Annotated in this window: 22 protein-coding genes and 1 pseudogene; 12 read left to right on the top strand and 11 right to left on the bottom strand. The window is 63.7% G+C overall.

Annotation, left to right across the window (positions count from 1 at the left end):
• The first annotated feature begins 13 nt into the window (after positions 1-13).
• Genes sctS through BLT03_RS18420 form a run of 3 tightly spaced genes read left to right on the top strand, consistent with a single transcriptional unit; the run spans position 14 to position 1,769 of the window.
• Complete coding sequence (gene sctS / locus BLT03_RS18430) at positions 14-277, top strand: type III secretion system export apparatus subunit SctS (RefSeq protein WP_092745224.1); 264 nt, start codon at positions 14-16, stop codon at positions 275-277.
• Positions 274-1,317 carry a hypothetical protein gene (locus tag BLT03_RS24560; protein WP_175537798.1) on the top strand — a complete coding sequence of 348 codons (1,044 nt, stop codon included), beginning with the start codon at positions 274-276 and terminating at the stop codon, positions 1,315-1,317. The genes sctS and BLT03_RS24560 overlap by 4 nt, the downstream gene beginning before the upstream one ends.
• Entirely contained in the window at positions 1,314-1,769 is a 456-nt protein-coding gene (locus BLT03_RS18420; protein ID WP_092745223.1) for a type III secretion system chaperone family protein, read from the top strand. The genes BLT03_RS24560 and BLT03_RS18420 overlap by 4 nt, the downstream gene beginning before the upstream one ends.
• A 43-nt stretch (positions 1,770-1,812) precedes the next feature.
• On the opposite strand, the gene BLT03_RS18415 is transcribed toward BLT03_RS18420, so the two are convergent.
• A complete protein-coding gene (locus BLT03_RS18415) occupies positions 1,813-2,526 on the bottom strand; it encodes a winged helix-turn-helix transcriptional regulator (protein ID WP_092745222.1) in 714 nt (237 codons plus the stop codon).
• Positions 2,527-2,836: 310 nt separating this feature from the next.
• Complete coding sequence (locus tag BLT03_RS24065; RefSeq protein ID WP_139160441.1) at positions 2,837-3,100, bottom strand: hypothetical protein; 264 nt, start codon at positions 3,098-3,100, stop codon at positions 2,837-2,839.
• Between the two features lie 68 nt (positions 3,101-3,168).
• Between BLT03_RS24065 and BLT03_RS18410 the strand changes: the two genes are divergently transcribed.
• Positions 3,169-4,596, top strand: a complete 1,428-nt coding sequence (locus tag BLT03_RS18410; RefSeq protein ID WP_092745221.1) for a helix-turn-helix domain-containing protein — start codon at positions 3,169-3,171, stop codon at positions 4,594-4,596.
• A 43-nt stretch (positions 4,597-4,639) separates the two neighbouring features.
• On the opposite strand, the gene BLT03_RS18405 is transcribed toward BLT03_RS18410, so the two are convergent.
• Both BLT03_RS18405 and trpE read right to left on the bottom strand, forming a co-directional pair.
• On the bottom strand, positions 4,640-4,978 hold the full coding sequence (locus tag BLT03_RS18405) for a chorismate mutase (protein ID WP_092745220.1): 339 nt from the start codon (positions 4,976-4,978) through the stop codon (positions 4,640-4,642).
• Complete coding sequence (gene trpE, locus BLT03_RS18400) at positions 4,975-6,474, bottom strand: anthranilate synthase component I (protein WP_092745219.1); 1,500 nt, start codon at positions 6,472-6,474, stop codon at positions 4,975-4,977. The genes BLT03_RS18405 and trpE overlap by 4 nt, the downstream gene beginning before the upstream one ends.
• Positions 6,475-6,805: 331 nt before the next feature.
• On the opposite strand from trpE, the gene BLT03_RS18395 reads away from it, so the two are divergent.
• From BLT03_RS18395 to BLT03_RS18380, 5 genes are all read left to right on the top strand, one after another.
• Positions 6,806-7,402 carry a chalcone isomerase family protein gene (locus BLT03_RS18395; protein WP_092745218.1) on the top strand — a complete coding sequence of 199 codons (597 nt, stop codon included), beginning with the start codon at positions 6,806-6,808 and terminating at the stop codon, positions 7,400-7,402.
• 229 nt (positions 7,403-7,631) lie between these two features.
• Complete coding sequence (locus tag BLT03_RS25160) at positions 7,632-7,793, top strand: hypothetical protein (protein ID WP_175537797.1); 162 nt, start codon at positions 7,632-7,634, stop codon at positions 7,791-7,793.
• 90 nt (positions 7,794-7,883) lie between these two features.
• Positions 7,884-8,153: a pentapeptide MXKDX repeat protein gene (locus BLT03_RS18390; protein ID WP_092745217.1), complete on the top strand. Its 270-nt coding sequence runs from the start codon at positions 7,884-7,886 to the stop codon at positions 8,151-8,153.
• 55 nt (positions 8,154-8,208) lie between these two features.
• Positions 8,209-8,817, top strand: coding sequence for a sigma-70 family RNA polymerase sigma factor (locus BLT03_RS18385; RefSeq protein ID WP_092745216.1), 609 nt, complete (start codon positions 8,209-8,211; stop codon positions 8,815-8,817).
• The gene (locus BLT03_RS18380) at positions 8,814-9,455 is read left to right on the top strand and encodes an NrsF family protein (protein WP_092745215.1); all 642 of its coding nucleotides are present in this window, start codon (positions 8,814-8,816) and stop codon (positions 9,453-9,455) included. Before BLT03_RS18385 ends, BLT03_RS18380 begins: the two co-directional genes overlap by 4 nt.
• Before the next feature lie 27 nt (positions 9,456-9,482).
• Here BLT03_RS18380 and gph read toward each other — a convergent pair whose 3' ends face one another.
• Positions 9,483-10,193: a phosphoglycolate phosphatase gene (gene gph, locus BLT03_RS18375; protein ID WP_092745214.1), complete on the bottom strand. Its 711-nt coding sequence runs from the start codon at positions 10,191-10,193 to the stop codon at positions 9,483-9,485.
• Positions 10,194-10,466: 273 nt separating this feature from the next.
• Between gph and BLT03_RS18370 the strand changes: the two genes are divergently transcribed.
• Positions 10,467-10,835, top strand: coding sequence for a DUF1428 domain-containing protein (locus BLT03_RS18370; RefSeq protein WP_092745213.1), 369 nt, complete (start codon positions 10,467-10,469; stop codon positions 10,833-10,835).
• Positions 10,836-10,945: 110 nt separating this feature from the next.
• Here BLT03_RS18370 and BLT03_RS18365 read toward each other — a convergent pair whose 3' ends face one another.
• From BLT03_RS18365 to BLT03_RS18350, 4 genes and pseudogenes are all read right to left on the bottom strand, one after another.
• Positions 10,946-11,347 carry a GreA/GreB family elongation factor gene (locus tag BLT03_RS18365; RefSeq protein ID WP_092745212.1) on the bottom strand — a complete coding sequence of 134 codons (402 nt, stop codon included), beginning with the start codon at positions 11,345-11,347 and terminating at the stop codon, positions 10,946-10,948.
• A 327-nt stretch (positions 11,348-11,674) separates the two neighbouring features.
• Positions 11,675-12,042: pseudogene (locus BLT03_RS18360) on the bottom strand (VOC family protein).
• A gap of 184 nt (positions 12,043-12,226) precedes the next feature.
• Complete coding sequence (locus BLT03_RS18355) at positions 12,227-12,703, bottom strand: RDD family protein (protein ID WP_092745211.1); 477 nt, start codon at positions 12,701-12,703, stop codon at positions 12,227-12,229.
• Between the two features lie 55 nt (positions 12,704-12,758).
• Positions 12,759-13,646, bottom strand: a complete 888-nt coding sequence (locus BLT03_RS18350; protein ID WP_092745210.1) for an AraC family transcriptional regulator — start codon at positions 13,644-13,646, stop codon at positions 12,759-12,761.
• Positions 13,647-13,796: 150 nt separating this feature from the next.
• Here BLT03_RS18350 and BLT03_RS18345 point away from each other — a divergent pair, with 150 nt between their 5' ends.
• On the top strand, positions 13,797-14,867 hold the full coding sequence (locus BLT03_RS18345; protein ID WP_092745209.1) for an aldo/keto reductase: 1,071 nt from the start codon (positions 13,797-13,799) through the stop codon (positions 14,865-14,867).
• A gap of 53 nt (positions 14,868-14,920) precedes the next feature.
• On the opposite strand, the gene BLT03_RS18340 is transcribed toward BLT03_RS18345, so the two are convergent.
• Positions 14,921-15,730 (bottom strand): exodeoxyribonuclease III, encoded by an 810-nt coding sequence (locus BLT03_RS18340; protein ID WP_092745208.1) that lies wholly within the window; start codon positions 15,728-15,730, stop codon positions 14,921-14,923.
• A 9-nt stretch (positions 15,731-15,739) separates the two neighbouring features.
• On the bottom strand, positions 15,740-16,633 hold the full coding sequence (ku, locus tag BLT03_RS18335) for a non-homologous end joining protein Ku (RefSeq protein ID WP_092745207.1): 894 nt from the start codon (positions 16,631-16,633) through the stop codon (positions 15,740-15,742).
• 257 nt (positions 16,634-16,890) lie between these two features.
• Between ku and BLT03_RS18330 the strand changes: the two genes are divergently transcribed.
• Positions 16,891-17,232 carry a hypothetical protein gene (locus tag BLT03_RS18330; RefSeq protein ID WP_092745206.1) on the top strand — a complete coding sequence of 114 codons (342 nt, stop codon included), beginning with the start codon at positions 16,891-16,893 and terminating at the stop codon, positions 17,230-17,232.
• The last annotated feature ends 22 nt before the right edge of the window (positions 17,233-17,254 follow it).

The raw sequence follows: 17,254 nt of genomic DNA, 5'->3' as shown, positions 1-17,254 counted from the left end.
AGGACACCCGGCCATGACCCATGACAACATTGTCCAGTTGACCTCGGAGGCACTCATGCTGTGCCTCATTCTTTCGCTGCCCGCCGTGGCGGTGGCGGCTGTCGTCGGCTTGCTGGTGGCGTTGGTGCAGGCCGTGACCTCGCTGCAGGACGCGGCCATTTCACAAGGCATCAAATTGATCTGCGTCACGGTCACCGTGGCGGTCACCGCGCCCTGGGTGGGCACGACCGTATTGCAGTTTTCCCAGAGGCTGCTCGCAGCCACGTTCTCGCCATGAACCCCAGCAGTTCCCAATTTCGTGGCTTGCAACAAACGCTGCGGCTCAAACAGCTGCGGCTGCGGGAACACAACCATTTGCAGGCGCAGACGCAAGCGGCGTTGGCGCAGCGCGAGCAGGCGGCACGCAATACCTCGGTGGCCCAAGGTCGCTTCGGCGATTACGTGTTCAGAACGGTGCCCCGCCCGCCGCTTCCACTGCCGCCGAAACAGAGCAGCCTTCCGGGCCAGCCCGATGCGCCGCTGCCGATGCAGGAAGCTATGTATGAGATCTTGCAAACCGACTCCGAAGAAGCCGACGATCGGCTGGGCAACGCCGATCGGCTGAAAGCGCTGAGCGATGACGACCGCGGAGAGCGCAACCCCAGATCTCGGGAATCTTTGAAGGAAACGGTCACCGAGCCAGCGTCCCACGACAGCTTTCTGCGCGGGGAGAGCAGAACCCGGGACAACGAGGGCGGCTCCCAGGACGGCTCGGGAGGAAACCAATCCGGTTCCGGTTCCGGTTCCGGTTCCGGTTCCGGTTCCGGTTCCGGGTCGGGTTCCGGGTCGGGGTCGGGGTCTGGATCAGGATCAGGGAAAGGCGATCAGGGAAACTCCCGCGACAACCCATCGGGGCGATTCGCCAGACCTTCGTTGTCAGGCGCAGGCGCGGCAACGCTGGAGGTCATGCGCCAGCGGTACGCAGGTACGGAACAGGACCGGGCTTCGGTGTTGACCCAGCAACTTTGGCAGTACAGCCGAGCGCCCCATTTCGAGGCGAGCGCTGCTCGCGGCATGGCAGAAGTCGCCGCTTATCTGCAAGACCACCGCGTTCGGGGCGCATTGAGCACTCTGCAGCGGGTAAAGATCAAGGTGCTGGAGTGCGGCGCCCCTGCAGCCGATTCAGCCAGTGACACCACTCGGATGAAAGATCAAAAAGTCCTGTTGCCGCTGAAGTTGCTGAGCACGGACACGCCAAGAACGGACTCCCAGGCAAAAACGTCCGCCGACCGAAGTTTGCAGATGAGCCAGAACCTATCGAGACGCGTACGCCCATGAGCCTTGATCAATACAACCAGCTGGTCACCGAACTGTGCGAGGCCATCGACCTGCCAGATGCCGAAGCCGTGCTCGCGCAAGGATGGATCGAAGTGGAGGGATTTGAAATCCTGATGTCCCACTACGAGAACGATCCGGCGGCCATGTACCTCAACTTCCATTTCGGCATCGTCACGGCGGGTCGCACATTGACCATCTTCCGGCTGCTGCTGGAGGCCAACCTCACCGTCTATGCGCAGGACCAGGCGCAGGCAGGCATCAACCCCGACACCGGCGGGATCATCCTGATCGTGCGCGTGCCGATGACGCCTGAAATCAATGGCACCTGGTTGGCCGAAACGCTCACGCACTACACCGAGCACGGGCGCTACTGGAAGGACAACGTGCTGAGCTCGACCGACGAAGCCTTCAACGGCATCTGCGCGGGCGACTACATCTGGCTGAAGGTCTGAGGGTCCAGCGCGTGCCAGCGCAGCGCTGCGACACCATGGGGCACTACCAGTAAAGCGCCGTGTATTCGTTGCCCACTGCCTCGGTGCCCTCATGCGACAACAGCCGATAGCCCCGACCATAGGCGGCCTGAACACGCAGTTGGCAGCCGGCCTCGCGCAGCTTCGTACGCAATTTGTAGATGTGCTGCTCCAGCGTGCGCTTGTTGGATTCGACCGAGCGTCCCCAGACCTTGGCGATGATGGTCGGCAACGACACCACCTGGTTCGGCTTGGAGAAAAGCAGGCAGGCCAGTTCGCATTCGCGGTGGGTCAGGCCCACGGTCTTGTCACCGTGCACGATGCAAAGCCTTGCCGGATCGAGCCGGCAGCCATCGACGTCGATCGGGTGCGCCGCCTGGAAGGCCTGCGCCTCCATGTGCCCGCGCAGGCGGGTCTTGAGTTCGTCGTGCCCTACCCGGGAAAGGCTGATGTAGTCCACCGCCCCGCAGGCCAGCGCAACGCCGAAACCCGCGTGCAGTTCCGCACCCACGACCACGACCGGGATCTGGTCGGAGACACAGGTTTTGATGAGGCCGAGGTCTTCCGCCAGCGTTCCTCCGCAGTCTTCAAGGATCACGGCATCGAATGCCTGTTGCCTTACCTGCATGCGAAACGCAGTGATGCTGACGTGCAGCATGGCCTGAATTCCGCCCCGGGAGAGCAGTTCCACCAGGAACTGATTCACCGTCGATCGACGCGAAAGAAGAGCAACGTTCATGGAATCCCTCAACGCAAATTTATATCGACAAATGGCGGCGCCTTGGACGCGGCCCCCTGGCTTGATGAGCTGGTCGTAGGTGCCGAATGCAGTTCATTCGGTTGCTACATGTAGTCACATACTTTGCAATTTTTCTCTTATCTTCCGCTGAACAGAATCGAGGAAATATTCTCCGCAGTATGCCCTTTTGCCAGGGCAATTACTTATAGGCAATAACTATTCAACGCCATAGCTACTACTTATCAGTTCTGGAATGTGGTTTTCTTCTCTCAATTCATTTCGAAACGGATTCGCACCGCTTCCCCCCGATTCAGCAAAAACTTTTCTTTTTTGAATCCACTGCTGGGAAGGCGCCGTATCCACGTATCCAGGGCCCAGGAGTCACTTCACTGTAGTCACCCAGGGTGAACACAAAGGCAATCTCCGGATGAAAAACGGATGAGCGCCAGATGAACACGGGATGAACATCGTTCCAGCGCTTGAGCAGACAGGCGTCCAACGGTATCCGAAGCCAATCACCGCCAAACGTGCCAAATGGCAAAAGTTGAGGATTCGGCGTAAGCAAATTGAGCATTGCTTTGGGCCCCGTTCCTAGCATCGAGTGGTCATCAACCAAAGGCGCGGCGCCCTCCGCGAACCACCATGCTGCTCTCACTGCTGTCGTTGTCTTGCCAGCGCGCCCAGGCCCAGGCGCCAGAACTTTCGAACCTCATTCAAGCCACGCGCATCAAAGACGCAGCAGGCATCGGCCGCCGTCGTCTGGAGCGCAGCGGACGCGATACCGGCTCGGCGCACGAAGGGGCGCTTCTGGGCCGCAGCCTTCTGCTGGTCGGCATGGAAGAAGCTGCCAGCGAAGTCTTCCATCAGCAATTGAAGGCGTATGACCAAGTTTCGCGCAGCAATGTGCGCTGGCAGTCGGCGCTGGACCAGGCCTGGCTCTTTCACCACCTGAACAAGCCGGCACGCGCCGTCGCGTGCTGGGCGATCGTCGCCGGCGACCACGAGGCTCCGGTCGAACTGCGCGTGGAAGGCCACTGCGGAAAGGCGCTGTCGCTGCAGGCCCTGGGCCAGCACGCGGAAGCCCTGGCCACAGCGCGCCAGGCCGAGGTGCTCTGCCAGTCCGAAGCCGCCGCGATGCTGGCGCCCCATGCACGGGCCGTCCGCCTGGAGGTGTTGGCCCGGGTGCACCTGCTGCGCCATGAAGAGTTGACGGACCACGCGCTGTCGGAGTCCGCCGTGGCACTGGCCCGCGACCTTCCTACCCAATCCGAGATGGTGGCCGAACTGGCCGCGCTCGAATCATCGACCAGCGTGCCCCAACTGCTGCGGGCCCGCCTGGCCTACCTGCGCAGCGGCCTGCTGGGATTGCAGCCCGCCGGACGGCAGGAAGCCATTGCGGGCTTCGTCCGCTGGCTGCGCGAACACGAGCTGGCAGGGCTCGAATCGCAGGTGCGGGTGGAAGCCTGCCTGGCGCTGCTGACCGACAAGGCGGCCACGCCAGCCCGCGATGTCATCCAGACGCTGGCCAGCATCGAGCGCGAGGTCGATCGGCACCCCTATGCCTCCGATATTCAATACTGCCTGTCCAAGATCCACATGGAAGAAGGACGGCTGGGCGAATCACTGCGCCAGTACAAACGGCATGTGGCCCAGGCGATGCGGGTCGTGCACAACACGGTGCTGGCACGCATGAACAGCGCCGCGTCCAGCCTGCCCTCGCAGGCGCAGGACACGACCGGCCTTCGCCTTCCACCCCGCTATCGCGCGGCCTACCGCTACATCGTCGAGCACCTGCACGACGCCAACCTGTCGGTGCGCGAAATCGCCGGCCGCTTGGGCGTGACCGAACGCGCGCTGCAACTGGCCTTCCGCAACCACCTGGGTATGACACCTGCGGAGCTGATCCGGACCGAACGCGTGAAGCGCATCGAAGACGAGCTGCGCGAGATGAGCGACACCGGTGGGCGGGCGCACATGCTGGACGTGGCGTCGCGCTGGGGCATCTGTAACCGGTCCACGCTGGCCAATGCCTTCAAACTGTCGGCTGCCCGGCCCGTCGATGCGCACTGAGACGACGCCCTGCGGGGCGCCGACGCGGTCCGCCGCCAGGCGCTTATTCGGACGCTGCCTTCTTGGCGCCCTGTTCGAGAAGCCGTGCAAACTCCCGGTGCTCGTAGGCGATGTAGGTTTCCATCATGCTGCGGTAGATGGCCTCGATCACCTCGGGCACCCCGCCTTCCGCCTCGGCACGCTCCCGCACCCTTTTCACGATGAACTCGATGCGGCCTTCGTCCCGCACCTGGGATTCACGCTGCTTGTTCAAGGCAGCCTGCGTCATGTAGCCGCCGCGTTCCACCAGCAGCGGCACGAGGATGTCGTCGAGCGCGTCGATGCGCGCCCGCACTTGCTCCATGCTGCTGCAAGGCTCCACTTTGTCGATCGCCCGGGTCATTCCAGTCCTTCCTCTACCAATTCGGCGGCGCGCAGCAGGGCGCGGGCCTTGTGTTCCGTTTCTTTCCACTCCAACTCAGGCACCGAGTCGGCCACCACCCCGGCCGCCGCCTGCACATAGAGCATGCCGTCCTTCACGATGCCGGTGCGGATGGCGATGGCCACGTCCATGTCGCCGGCATAGCTCAAATAGCCGCAGGCACCGCCATACAGGCCGCGCTTGACAGGCTCCAGCCGGTCGATCAGTTCCATCGCATGTACCTTGGGCGCCCCGGTGAGCGTGCCGGCCGGAAAGGTCGCCTTCAGCACATCCATGTTGGTCATGCCGTCGTTGAGCAGCCCTTCGACGTTGCTCACGATGTGCATCACATGGCTGTAACGCTCTACGGCAAACGCTTCCGTCACCTTCACAGAGCCCGTCTTGGCGATGCGCCCGATGTCGTTGCGGGCCAAGTCGATCAGCATCACGTGCTCGGCCCGCTCCTTGGGGTCGTTGACCAGTTCGATCTCGGTGGCCTTGTCGCGCTCGGGCGTGGCACCGCGCGGGCGGGTGCCGGCCAGCGGACGGATGGTGACCTTCTGGCCCTCTGGCGTGCTCTCCTGGCGCACCAGGATTTCGGGCGACGCCGACACGATGTGAAAGTCGCCCATGTGGTAATAAAACATGTAGGGCGAAGGGTTCAGCGATCGCAGCGCGCGGTACAGCGACAGCGGCGATTCGGTGTAGCGCTTGTGGATGCGCTGGCCCACCTGCACCTGCATGAAGTCGCCCGCGGCGATCAACTCCTTGGCCGCGTCCACCGCGGCCAGATAGTCGGCCTTGGCGAAGTCGCGCTGCGGTGGATGGCTTTCGGTGGGCTTCACGACCGGTGCCGCCACCGAATACTTGAGCTGGTCCTTCAAGCCCCGCAGGCGCTGCTTGCCCTTGGAATACGCCTCCGGCTGCGAAGGGTCGGCATACACGATGAGGTACAGCTTGCCCGACAGGTTGTCGATGACGGCGAGTTCCTCGCACTGCAGCAGCAAGATGTCGGGCGTGCCCATCGTGTCGGGCGGGCACGTGGCCTCCAGCTTCTTTTCGACGTAGCGCACCGCGTCGTAGCCGAAATACCCGGCCAGCCCGCCGCAGAACCGCGGCAGGCCCGGCCGCAGCGCCACCTTGAAACGCTTCTGGTAGGCCTCGATGAAGTCGAGGGGATTCCCGGCCGCCGTTTCGACCACCTGCCCATCGGTGACCACTTCGGTCTTGGCCTCCGCCCCGAAACCGCTGGCGCGCAGCAAGGTCCGCGCCGGCAGGCCGATGAAGCTGTAGCGGCCGAAGCGTTCGCCGCCGACCACCGACTCCAGCAGGAAGCTGTATTTGCCGCCATCCTTGCTGTAGGCCAGCTTCAGGTACAGCGACAGCGGGGTCTCCAGGTCGGCGAAGGCCTCCGCGATGAGGGGAATGCGGTTGTAGCCTTCACCGGCGAGGCTCTTGAATTCAAGTTCTGTGATCACGGGGATTTCCCATTCGGGCGGCGCCAGGGAAGACGATAGGCGCCGCGGTTCATTGCGATCGGCCCTGCGGGGGCCACGGGTGCAGCCGGGATTGCCCCGGGTGCCTCAAGCGTTCGATGCGGCAGGCCTGCGCCAGGGCCAGGCTCCCCGGTCGCTGCAACCTGTGATGAACACGTGATGAATGAACATGGGGCGAAAGTGTAGCAAAGCAGTTTGGCGGACTGGCTTGGCGACGGCACCGGCGCGGCCTGCTTGCTCGAAAACCCTGTTGTGCATGCCTTGGCCGGCGGCAACAATGGAAAAAGAACGACCGTTCTTTTTTGGAGTTGCCATGATCTTTCCGCAGCGGTGGCTGGCGGCCGCCCTCGTCCTTTTCGCCGCGCTCTGCGGTGCGGCCTCGGCCCAGGTCGTCACGGTGGCGGATGTGAAGTACGACACCGCCATGCCGCTGCAAGGCACGCAGTTGGTGCTGAACGGTGCGGGCGTTCGCTACAAGGCCGTGTTCAAGGTGTATGCCGCCGGCCTGTATCTGGAGAAAAAAGCGGGCACGCCACAGGAAGTGGCCGCCCTGCGGGGCCCGAAGCGGCTGTCCATCACCATGCTGCGCGACATCGACTCCGCCGAACTCGGCAAGCTGTTTTCGCGCGGGATGGAAGACAACATCGACAAGGCGTCGTTCTCGCGCCTCGTTCCGGGCGTGCTGCGCATGAGCCAGATCTTTTCCGAGCACAAGAAGCTCTCCGCTGGCGACACCTTCACCGTGGACTGGCTGCCGGGCACCGGCACGGTGATCAGCGTCAAGGGCGTGGTGCAGGGCGAGCCCTTTCGCGAGCCTGAATTCTTCAATGCGCTTTTAGGCATCTGGCTGGGCGACCGCCCCGCGGACTGGAAGCTCAAGGACGCCCTGCTGGGCAAGGCCGGCGAGTGAAGCCGTCACACCGGCCTTCCAAGGCCAAAACACTTTTGCTACCAATTTAATAGCAACACTCCCTAGAGGTTATTGCGCCAGACCGCGATTTGGCCCAATTCCTGGGAACCTCCATCCAGGGCCGCAACCTGGATCCGGAAAAATTCTTTTCAGCCGCGTGTAACCCGCGGCGCACTCCGCCCGAACTACTGACGAGGCCCGATCACCGGGCCCTCTTTCAGGAGCATCCATGGCGGCATCCGCGAGACCACAGCCCATCCATCCTTTGGAGGATGCGCGTCAGCCACTGGGCGGCAAGCCCCCGAAACACATCGTGGCGAAGTTCGTCACCAGCACCTATCCGGACGGCCACCGGGAAGACCAGGGCCACCACGGGTTCGGCGGCAGCTGAGCCATCGGGCTCGGCGCCGCAGACGGCGCGCCCGGAACCGATCCCGGGTTCGGCGCAATTTTCACCACCACCCCTAAAAGGACTTTCGACATGAACAAACTCAATACCGCCCTGCTCGCAGCCTGCCTGGCCGCGGCGTCCGTCTCCGCCATGGCTGCGGACGACACGATGAAGAAAGACCCGATGGCGAAGGATTCAATGGCCAAGGATTCGATGGCGAAGGACGTCATGTCGAAAGACGCCATGAAAAACGACGGCATGAAGAAGGACCCGATGAAGAAAGACGGCATGAAGCAAGACTCCATGGCCAAGGACTCCATGGGGAAGGACGCGATGAAAAAGGACGAGATGAAGAAGTAAGCCGCACCGTCTTATGCGCCGGAGCGGCTCCGCTGCCGTGTACCCTGCGGCTGCCATGGCACCACGCCCGCCGCAAAGCGCTCCACACCTCCAGACCGAACAGCGCCTGCGAAGCCTGCTGCTTGCCGGACTGGAGGGGGATGCGGCGGCGTACCGGCAGTTCCTGCAGCAAGTGGCCACCCGCCTGCGGTCGTTCTACCGCCGGCGGCTGTCCGGTTGGCCCGACGACGTGGAGGACCTCGTGCAAGACACCCTGCTGGCCCTTCACAACCAACGCCACACCTATGAGCGCACCCAGCCGCTGACGGCATGGGTCCACGCCATCGCGCGCTACAAGACCATCGATCTGCTGCGCGCGCGCCGATCGCGCGAGGCGCTGCACGACCCGCTGGACGACGATGACCCCAGCCTCTTCGACGACGCCGAAGACACCGCCGCCGAGGCCCGGCGCGATCTCGCACGCCTGCTGGCCACGCTGCCCGACCGCCAGCGCCTGCCGATCGAACACGTCAAGCTGCACGGCCGCTCGGTATCCGACGTGGCGCTGGAAACCGGCATGACCGAATCCGCCGTGAAAATCGGCATCCACCGGGGCCTGAAAGCGCTGGCGCGCCGCATTGCATCTGCATCCCCCACCACGGCGAAGCCGAAGGCCTCCCCATGAAAACCGACGACCTCATCCATCTCTTGGCCACCGACACGGTGCCGGTCCCGCGCCATGCCGCTGCCACGCGCCTCGCGCTCGCCCTGCTCGTTTCCGTGCCGGCTTCGGGCTTGCTGATGCTGTCTGCACTCGGGCTCAATCCAGCACTCGGCCAGTACGCCAGCCTTCCCATGTTCTGGGTGAAATTCGGCATGCCGCTGCTGATGGCATTGGCCGCGTTGCGGCTGGTCGCCCGGCTCGGAAAACCGGGCGCGGGCACCCGCCCCGCCTGGTTGGCATGGGCCGCCCCGATCGGCGCGGTGTGGGCCCTGGGGCTGGCGGCGGTGTGGCAGGCCCCTGCGGCGCAATGGCCGGAACTGGTGCTCAGCCGCACCTGGCGCGTGTGCGCCGAGAACATTGCGATGCTATCGGTGCCCGTGTTTCTCGCCGCGATCTGGGTGTTGCGCGGCATGGCGCCCGTGCGCCCTGCATGGGCAGGCGCAGGGGCCGGCGCCCTGGCCGGCGCGGTCGGCGCCACGGTCTACGCGCTGCACTGCCCAGAACTCGCCGCGCCGTTCATCGCCATCTGGTATGTCCTCGGCATGTCGCTGCCGGTGGCGGCGGGTGCCGCGCTGGGGCCCCGGCTGCTGCGCTGGTAGCGGTGGGTTTCCCGTTGCGGTCACCTGTCAAAGGGCTGGCGCCAGGGCCTCCAGCGAATCGACGTAGCCATCGGCATCCACCGAATGCACGGGCTGCCCGTGGTTGTAGCCGTAGGTCACCAGCACCACGGGGCAACCGGCTGCGCGGGCCGCCTGGGCGTCGTTGCTGGAGTCGCCGATCATCAGCGTGCGCGCGGGCACCGTGCCCAGCGCCTCGCAGGTCTTGAGCAGCGGCAGCGGGTCCGGCTTCATGCGCTCGAAGGCATCGCCGCCGAACACGGTCTCGAAGAAGCCGTCCAGCCCCTTGGCCTGCAGCAGCGCCACCGCGAAGGCAGTGGGCTTGTTGGTCAGGCAGGCCAGGCGCAAGCCCTGGCGGCGCAGCGCCTGCAACCCGGCCACCACACCGGGGTACAGCGTGGCGAACTGCCCATTCACGGCCAGATAGTGGCGCTGGTAGCTCTCCCAGGCCGAGGGATAGATTGCTTCTGTTTTGATAGCACCCCTCCCTAGTGGATATTGCGCCAGCACGTGATTCAGCACGGAATGGATCAGGTGCTGCGAGCCCTTTCCCACCATGCGCTCGATGGATTCGGCCGCAATGCCGGGTAGCTCCAGCTCACGCAGCATGCGATTGATCGCCTCGGAAAAATCGCCGAGCGTGTCCACCATGGTGCCGTCCAGGTCCACGATCGCCGCATCGGCTTGGTTTTGTGACAACGGAATGAAGTGAGAAGCCATTGGATGAGTTGAAAACGCCGAGCCCCAATTTTTTGCAGGCCCGAAGAATGAAGATTCAAGAATTGACTAAGGACCGCCGCCGGTGACCCGAGGGTCTTTCCTGAGAGTGTCGCGGCAGCGGAAACGATAGGCTTTGCGCGGTTTCTGCGCTCACAAACCCGGTGCTTCGTTTCCGCCCCGCCGGTCGACTGAAGGGCCCCCCCGCTGTTGGCGGATGGAATGCGAAGCATGCCTCAACGAGCGCGCCGCCGATCAATCCAACAGGAGTGATGCATGTCCTACATCGATGGTTTCGTTATCGCAGTCCCTACCGCCAACAAGCAAAAATTCATCGAGCATGCCCGTGCGCTCGACCCCATATTCCTCGAGTTGGGGGCGCTCCGTGTGATCGAGTGCTGGGGCGACGATGTCCCCGACGGCAAGGTCACCGATTTCCGCCGTGCGGTGCAGGCCACGGCAGAGGAAACGGTGGCGTTCTCTTGGGTCGAATGGCCAGACAAGGCCACGCGGGACGCCGGGATGAAGAAGATGATGGAAGACCCGCGCATGGATCCCTCGACTCCCGGCAACCCGCCCATGCCCTTCGACGGCAAACGCATGATTTTCGGGGGCTTTGAACCGGTGGTTGAGGTGAAGGCTTAAGCAGCATCCTGCCGGGAGCCGGCCCAGCCAACGATGGTGGTTTAGAACCAGCCGCATGCTCCCGCCTCGGCTTCGTCAAGCTGCCTGAGCAACACGCATCAAGCGACCGGTTAACGCGTGTAGTCGCCACTGCTCTCGGGTTGGTAGTGGATGGCCACGATTTCCGCGGCGCAATGCTCGCCGCTGGGCGTGAGCCATCGGGCCACGTCGCCGACCTTGAGTCCCAGCAGGCTGCTGCCCACCGGGGAGAGCACTGAGATACAGCCCGCAGCCGGCTGGGCATCGCCCGGATAGCAGACCGTGAGCACCTGCCGCCGGGACGTGTGCACATCGGCGCATTCAATGCGGGAATACATCGTCACGACATCCGCAGGAATGTCGCGTGGACTGGTCACGTCCACGCCATCCAGCATTTCCGAGAAAGGGGAAGGTCCCCGCTCGTTGACAAGCTTCATGAGACGGGCGAAATCAAGGTCGGTGAGCATGCGCTCGCCGTGAACCACTGTGTGCATGACAGCACTCCATCAATGCGGCGCCGGTGAAAGGAGGCGTCCGCAGCCGCGCGAGGCTGGTGCCCGGCGGTGAATGGTTGCGCTGAAGGGTGAAGTGCGACCGCCGGGCTCAGGAATGTGCAGGCGTCAACTGCCGCCGAGCCTTCTTTGCCGCCGCACGCGCGAGCGTCGCTGCAAGAAGCAGCGCCGCGGTGGCGAGGGAGCAAATCATGGCGGTCGTCATGCGGCCCATCTTATCGGCCCATAGCCAGCTTCGACAGCCTTTGCGGCCAGTGCCCTCACAGTCCTTGCCAGATTGCCTCGGCTGGCACCGCCTGGACGCCGTGTTCAGCTTTCAGCCAGATGGCATACCGCTTCGACGTTGTGGCCATCGGGCGCGATGACGAACGCGGCGTAGTAATGGGGGTGATAGTGAGGGCGCAACCCCGGGGGTCCGTTGTCCCGGCCTCCCGCCTCAAGCGCCGCGCGGTGGAAGGCGTCCACCTGGCTGCGGCGCTCTGCGGTGAACGCCAGATGCAACGGACTGGGTGGGTCTGCGGCGCCGTAGATCCAGAGTGAAGGTTTGCCTTTTTTCCCAACCCCGTCCCATCCGGCCCCTGCATTGCCACGGCGATTCCCAATGGCGCCAGTGCGTGCAAGAAGAAAGACTCGGTGGCCTGGCGATTGCTGGCGCGGATGCCAATGTGGTCGAACATGAGAATTCCCATCGCGAATAAAGGGTGGGGGCTGAGCTTCGCTGATGCCCCCACGGCTGCTCATGTCCGTTTTAACGGCTTCTTCGGCCATCCACGCTGCGATGCATCAAGGTCTGAATGGGTCAACGAATCCGGCTCCCCTCGACGGATGGATTTGTTGCTCGGCGCAGCGACGAAGAGGTGCTCAAGCTTCCGGAAAACTCACCGCCTGCGTCCCGTGCCGCTTCGGCCGCACGACCACCGTGCCTGCCAGCTTGTCGTGCCAGCCCTGCTTGCGGCCGTCGAACGCCACCCAGAGCAGGCCCAGGCCGAGCGGAATCGCGGCGGCGAAATACGCCACGTAGCGGCCCACCGACTGCGCGGTGGTCATCGGCTTGCCGGTGGCGGCATCCACCACACGGGCGCCGATGGCCATCTTTCCCGGCGTGGCCTGGCGGCTGAGCCAGAACAGCACCACCGCCAGGGCCGGCAGCACCCATGAAATGACGAAGTCCGCCGGTCCCAAGACCAGGTGGTCGGATTCGAAATATTCCCATCCATAGAACCACACCAGCAGCGGCACAGTGACGACGATCAGCAGTACGGTGTCGATCAGCGTCGCGCCGACGCGGGCCCAGAAGCCGACGTATTCGAGATCGGGAAAGCTGTGGTGATCGTCCATGGAATCTCTTCTTTCTGAAGGGTGAAGGCCTGCGGATTCTGGCAGCGATCGCCGACTACCTTGCCTCCCAGCGCAACCGCTGCGCATCCTTGGCCGGCGGCATCCCGAAGGCACGGCCATAGTCGCGGCTGAACTGGGAAGGACTTTCATAGCCCACTTCGAAGCCCGCACTGGCTGCATCCAGCGATTCGGCCACCATCCTGCGCCGCGCTTCCTGCAGCCGCAACTGGGTGCGAAATTCCAGCGGGCTCATGGAGGTGACGGCTTTGAAATGCGCGTGAAAGCTCGACCGGCTCATGCCCGCCACCGCGGCCACGTCGTCGATGTTCCAGGCCTCGGTGTAGCGCGCCCGTATCCAGGCGATGGCGCGAGCGATCTGGTTCAAATGGCTGCTGGCCTGCGCCAGATGGCGGATCAGCCGGTTGCCAGGCTCGGTAAGCAACCGATAGAAGATTTCGCGCTGCACCATGGGTGCGAGCTCCGCAATGTCTTCGGGCGTATCCAGCAGCGCCGCAAGGCGCACTGCAGCATCCAGCAGTTGCGGAGTGGTCTGGCTGAGCGCAAGGCCGAGCGGTGGCGCGGCCCCATCGGCCGCAGGCACCGGGTGGCGCAAGGCCAGTTCGCTCAGGCATGCCATGTCCAGGTCGAGAACCAGGCACAAATAGGGGCGTTCTACGCTGGCTTCGATCACCGAGCCCATCACCGGCAACTCCACCGACGCCACCAGGTACTGGGCGGGGTCATAGACATAGCTGGTCGAACCCAACACGGCGCGCTTGCGCCCCTGGGCGACCAGGCAAAGGGTCGGCTGGTACACCGCCGGCATGGGCAGGGTCGGGGCGGACGTTCGGATCAGGCCCACGCCGGGAATGGCGGTGGCGTGGATGCCATCGGTGGTGGCATGCCGGCGCAGAAGCTCTGCAAGGCGCAACAGCGAAGTCAATGGCGATCCTTGGGATAGTGGTGGCGTCCGCGTGGAAATTTTCTGGACGATCGTGCAAGGACTGAGGAGGAAATTGCTATGCCCTGAAGCCCAGGCATTGCCACACTTGCCTGCACGAGGAACCGCATTCTGCACGAAAGGAATTTCTTTATGGCTTCCATCAATTTACTGGATCACTACCGCCTTCTTGGACGATCGGGCATGCGCGTATCGCCCATCGCGCTGGGCACCATGACGTTCGGCACCGACTGGGGCTGGGGGGCCGACAGCGCAGAGGCCGGCCGCATCTTCGGCCTCTACGTGGACCGTGGCGGCAACTTCATCGACACCTCGGTCAATTACACGGGCGGTGCGTCCGAGCGCATTCTGGGCGGCTTGATCAAAGGCCGGCGAGACCGCCTGGTGCTGTCCACCAAATTCACCATGGCCCGCGATCCCGCAGACCCCAACTCTGGCGGCAACCACCGGTTGAATATGGTGCGATCGGTGGAAGCCAGCCTGCGGCAACTGGACACGGACCGCATCGAACTGCTCTACCTTCATGCCTGGGACTTCACCACCGGACCCGACGAGGTCATGCGCGGCCTTGATGATCTGGTTCGAAGCGGCAAGGTGCTGTACCTCGGCATCTGCAACACGCCCGCATGGCAAATCGCGCGCATGCAGACCCTGGCAGACCTGCGCGGTTGGTCGCCCATGGTGGCACTGCAGATCGAATACAGCCTGCTGGAGCGAACGGTGGAGCACGAACTGATTCCGATGGCGGCCGAACTCGGCCTGGGCGTGCTGCCCTGGTCGCCTCTGGGCGGCGGCGTGCTGGCCGGCAAATACCAGCGCAGCGATCTCGCATTGCAAGCCGAGGCTGGGGTTTCAGCCTCGCGCAAAGGCGTGATCGCCTCTTCGGGCCACATGACGGAGCGGGCACTGGACATCGCCGAGGCCGTGCAGGCGATCGCTCGGGACGTGGACGCCACAGCCTCTCAGGTCGCCATCGCGTGGACGTTGGCCAACCCGGCCGTCGTCGCGCCCATCATGGGAGCCCGCACCCTCGAGCAGGCCCAGGACAACCTGGGTGCGCTGGACCTGGTGCTGTGCGAGGCGCACCTGGCCCGGCTGAACGATGCCAGCGCTCCAGCGCCCATCTTTCCGCAGCGATTCATCGGCATGCCCATGCCGCAGCGGCTCATCTTCGGCGACTCCCAAATCGCCCGACGCGGATGACCCGAGAGCCTACGAGACGAAGCAGCCAAGCAGCGCGGCGGGTCGAGTGGAGCTTATTTGGCCCTGGCCGTTCTGCGCCGCGCTGGCGCCTGTTTCAGCAACGCGATCTCTGCCCAGGCCGGGGCATGGTCGCTGGCGTTGTCTTTGCCCCGCTCTTCGCGATCCACACCTGCGTCCACGACACGGAGCGAACGGCTCACCAGAATGTGATCGATGCGAAGGCCCGCATCGCGCTCCCATCGCCGGCGCCGATAGTCCCAAAAGGTGAAGGGCACTCCATCGGGATGCACCTGGGCGATGGCATCGGTCCACCCCTGTGCCAGGATGGCCGCATACGCCTGGCGGGCCTGCGGCTGAAGCAGCGCGTTGTCACGCCACGTGTCCGGCTTATAGATGTCGGCATCCGTGGGCACGACGTTCCAGTCGCCCAGCAAGACCACCGGGTGACCGGAAGCCCACAAGGCTTCGGCACGAAGCCTCAACCGTTCGAACCACTGCAACTTGTAGTCGAACTTGGGGCCGGGCTGGGGATTGCCGTTCGGCAGATACAGGCATGCGAACAGCACCCCGTGGATGGCCGCTTCCAGATAGCGGGCCTCCTTGTCCGACGGATCGCCGGGCAGTGACGTGCTGGCAGGTAGTGGGTCCTGCCCACGGCAGAGCAAGGCCACGCCGTTCCAGGTGCGCTGCCCCACCGCCACACCGCGGTACCCCGCGGCCTGCAAAGCCGCTTCAGGAAATTGCGCGGTCGGGCATTTCAGCTCTTGCAGGGCCACGACATCGGGCCGGGCCCGCTGCAGCCATTCGACAAGCCGGTCGATCCGATGGTTGACGTTGTTGATGTTCCAGGTGGCAACGCGCACGGCTTTGGCTCACGCCGCTTTCTTCTCGGCAGCACCCTTCTTCGCTGCCGTGGTTTTGGCGCCTGCCTTCTTGGCTGGGGCTTTGGCAGGGCTTTTTCGCGCAGCCTTGGAGCCGCCTTTCAGGCTTCGCATGAGCAAAGCGGTCAGGTCGATGACCTCGCCGGTTTTCGGTGCATCTTCTTCCGGGTCCAGCACGGTCTGGCCTTCCCCGGCCTTGGCTTTTTTCTCCACCAGTTTCATGACCTGGATGCGGAACTCATCCTTGAAGTCGGAAGGGTCCCATTTGCCGGACATTTCCTCGACCAACTGCTTGGCCATCTTGAGCTCCGCCGCGCTGACGTTCTTCTTGCCGGCTGCCGGCAACTCAAGGGTGTCCAGGGTTTTCACCTCATCGCCCCACCGCAGAAGATTCAGCACCAGTGCAGGGCCCGAAGGCACCAGCGCGGCCAGGTGCTGCTTGGTGGCAATGACGACTTTCGCCAGCCCGATCTTGCCCGTCGCAATGAGGGTTTCACGCAGCAGCGCATAGACCTTGTCGCTTTTGTTGACCGGCGCCACGTAGTACGGCCGCTCCAGAAAGATGAAGGGCATTTCGTTCGCATCGACGAAGCGCTCGATTTCGATGGTCTGCGTCGTTTTGGGAAAAACCGCCTCGATTTCTTCGGGACTGATGACGACGTATTTGCCGTCTTCGTATTCCACGCCCTTGACGATGTTGTCCTTGTCGATTTCCTTGCCGGTTCTCTTGTTGATGCGCTTGTAGCCCACCGGGTCCATCGAGCGCTTGTCCAGCCAGTCGAAATCCACGCCTTGCTCGGTGGCAGCGGTGTGGAGCCCGACAGGGATGTGGACAAGGCCAAAGGTGATGGCGCCTTTCCAGAGCGTGCGACTTGCAGTTGCCATGTTGTTTCTCTTCGACCGGGAAACCCGTTTGGGCAAAGTGTCATGCGCTTGCTTCATGCGTTTTGTAGGCAACTGCTTACCTGAGCGGTAGGCGTTGCCTCCAAATCGCAGCGCAGGAATGGCCCTTATGGCCGGGGGCATAGGCCGGGGAATTCCTCTTTCGCCTACACCCGCCAAGCGGTTTCTCTGCGGCAATGCGGGATTGGCGATCCGTCTCGCCGGCAGTATCTTCGCCACCAACACCATCCGCCAGCCCAATGACCAACATCCTGCGCCCCATCGCCATCCATGTCGAAGAGCCCGCCCCCGGTGCTTTCAGTTGGGTACTGATTGAGCGCGACGATGGCCACGTCGACACATGGACGCCCATCCGAAAGGCTGAGACCGCTGCCGACACGTACCAACAGGCAATGGCCGACGGGCTGTTGGCCTTGCAATCCATGGTCGAAGACCTGGACATCGGCCCTCGGCTTACTGCGCGGGAAGGGTGGCCTAGGAAAGATCACAGATCGGACAGCGCTCCACAGGCGGACGACTCGGAGGATGCGCAGCAACGCCCCGCCAAGCCCTCTCTGTTCGGCTTCGGGCCCGCCCGTTGAGCCGCCGGGTGGCGGCATCCGA

Origin of the sequence: Paracidovorax valerianellae, from assembly GCF_900102625.1 — a bacterium.
GTDB lineage: Bacteria > Pseudomonadota > Gammaproteobacteria > Burkholderiales > Burkholderiaceae_C > Paracidovorax > Paracidovorax valerianellae.
Note: the sequence above shows the minus strand (reverse complement) of the source record. Positions and strands in the feature narration are given on the sequence as shown.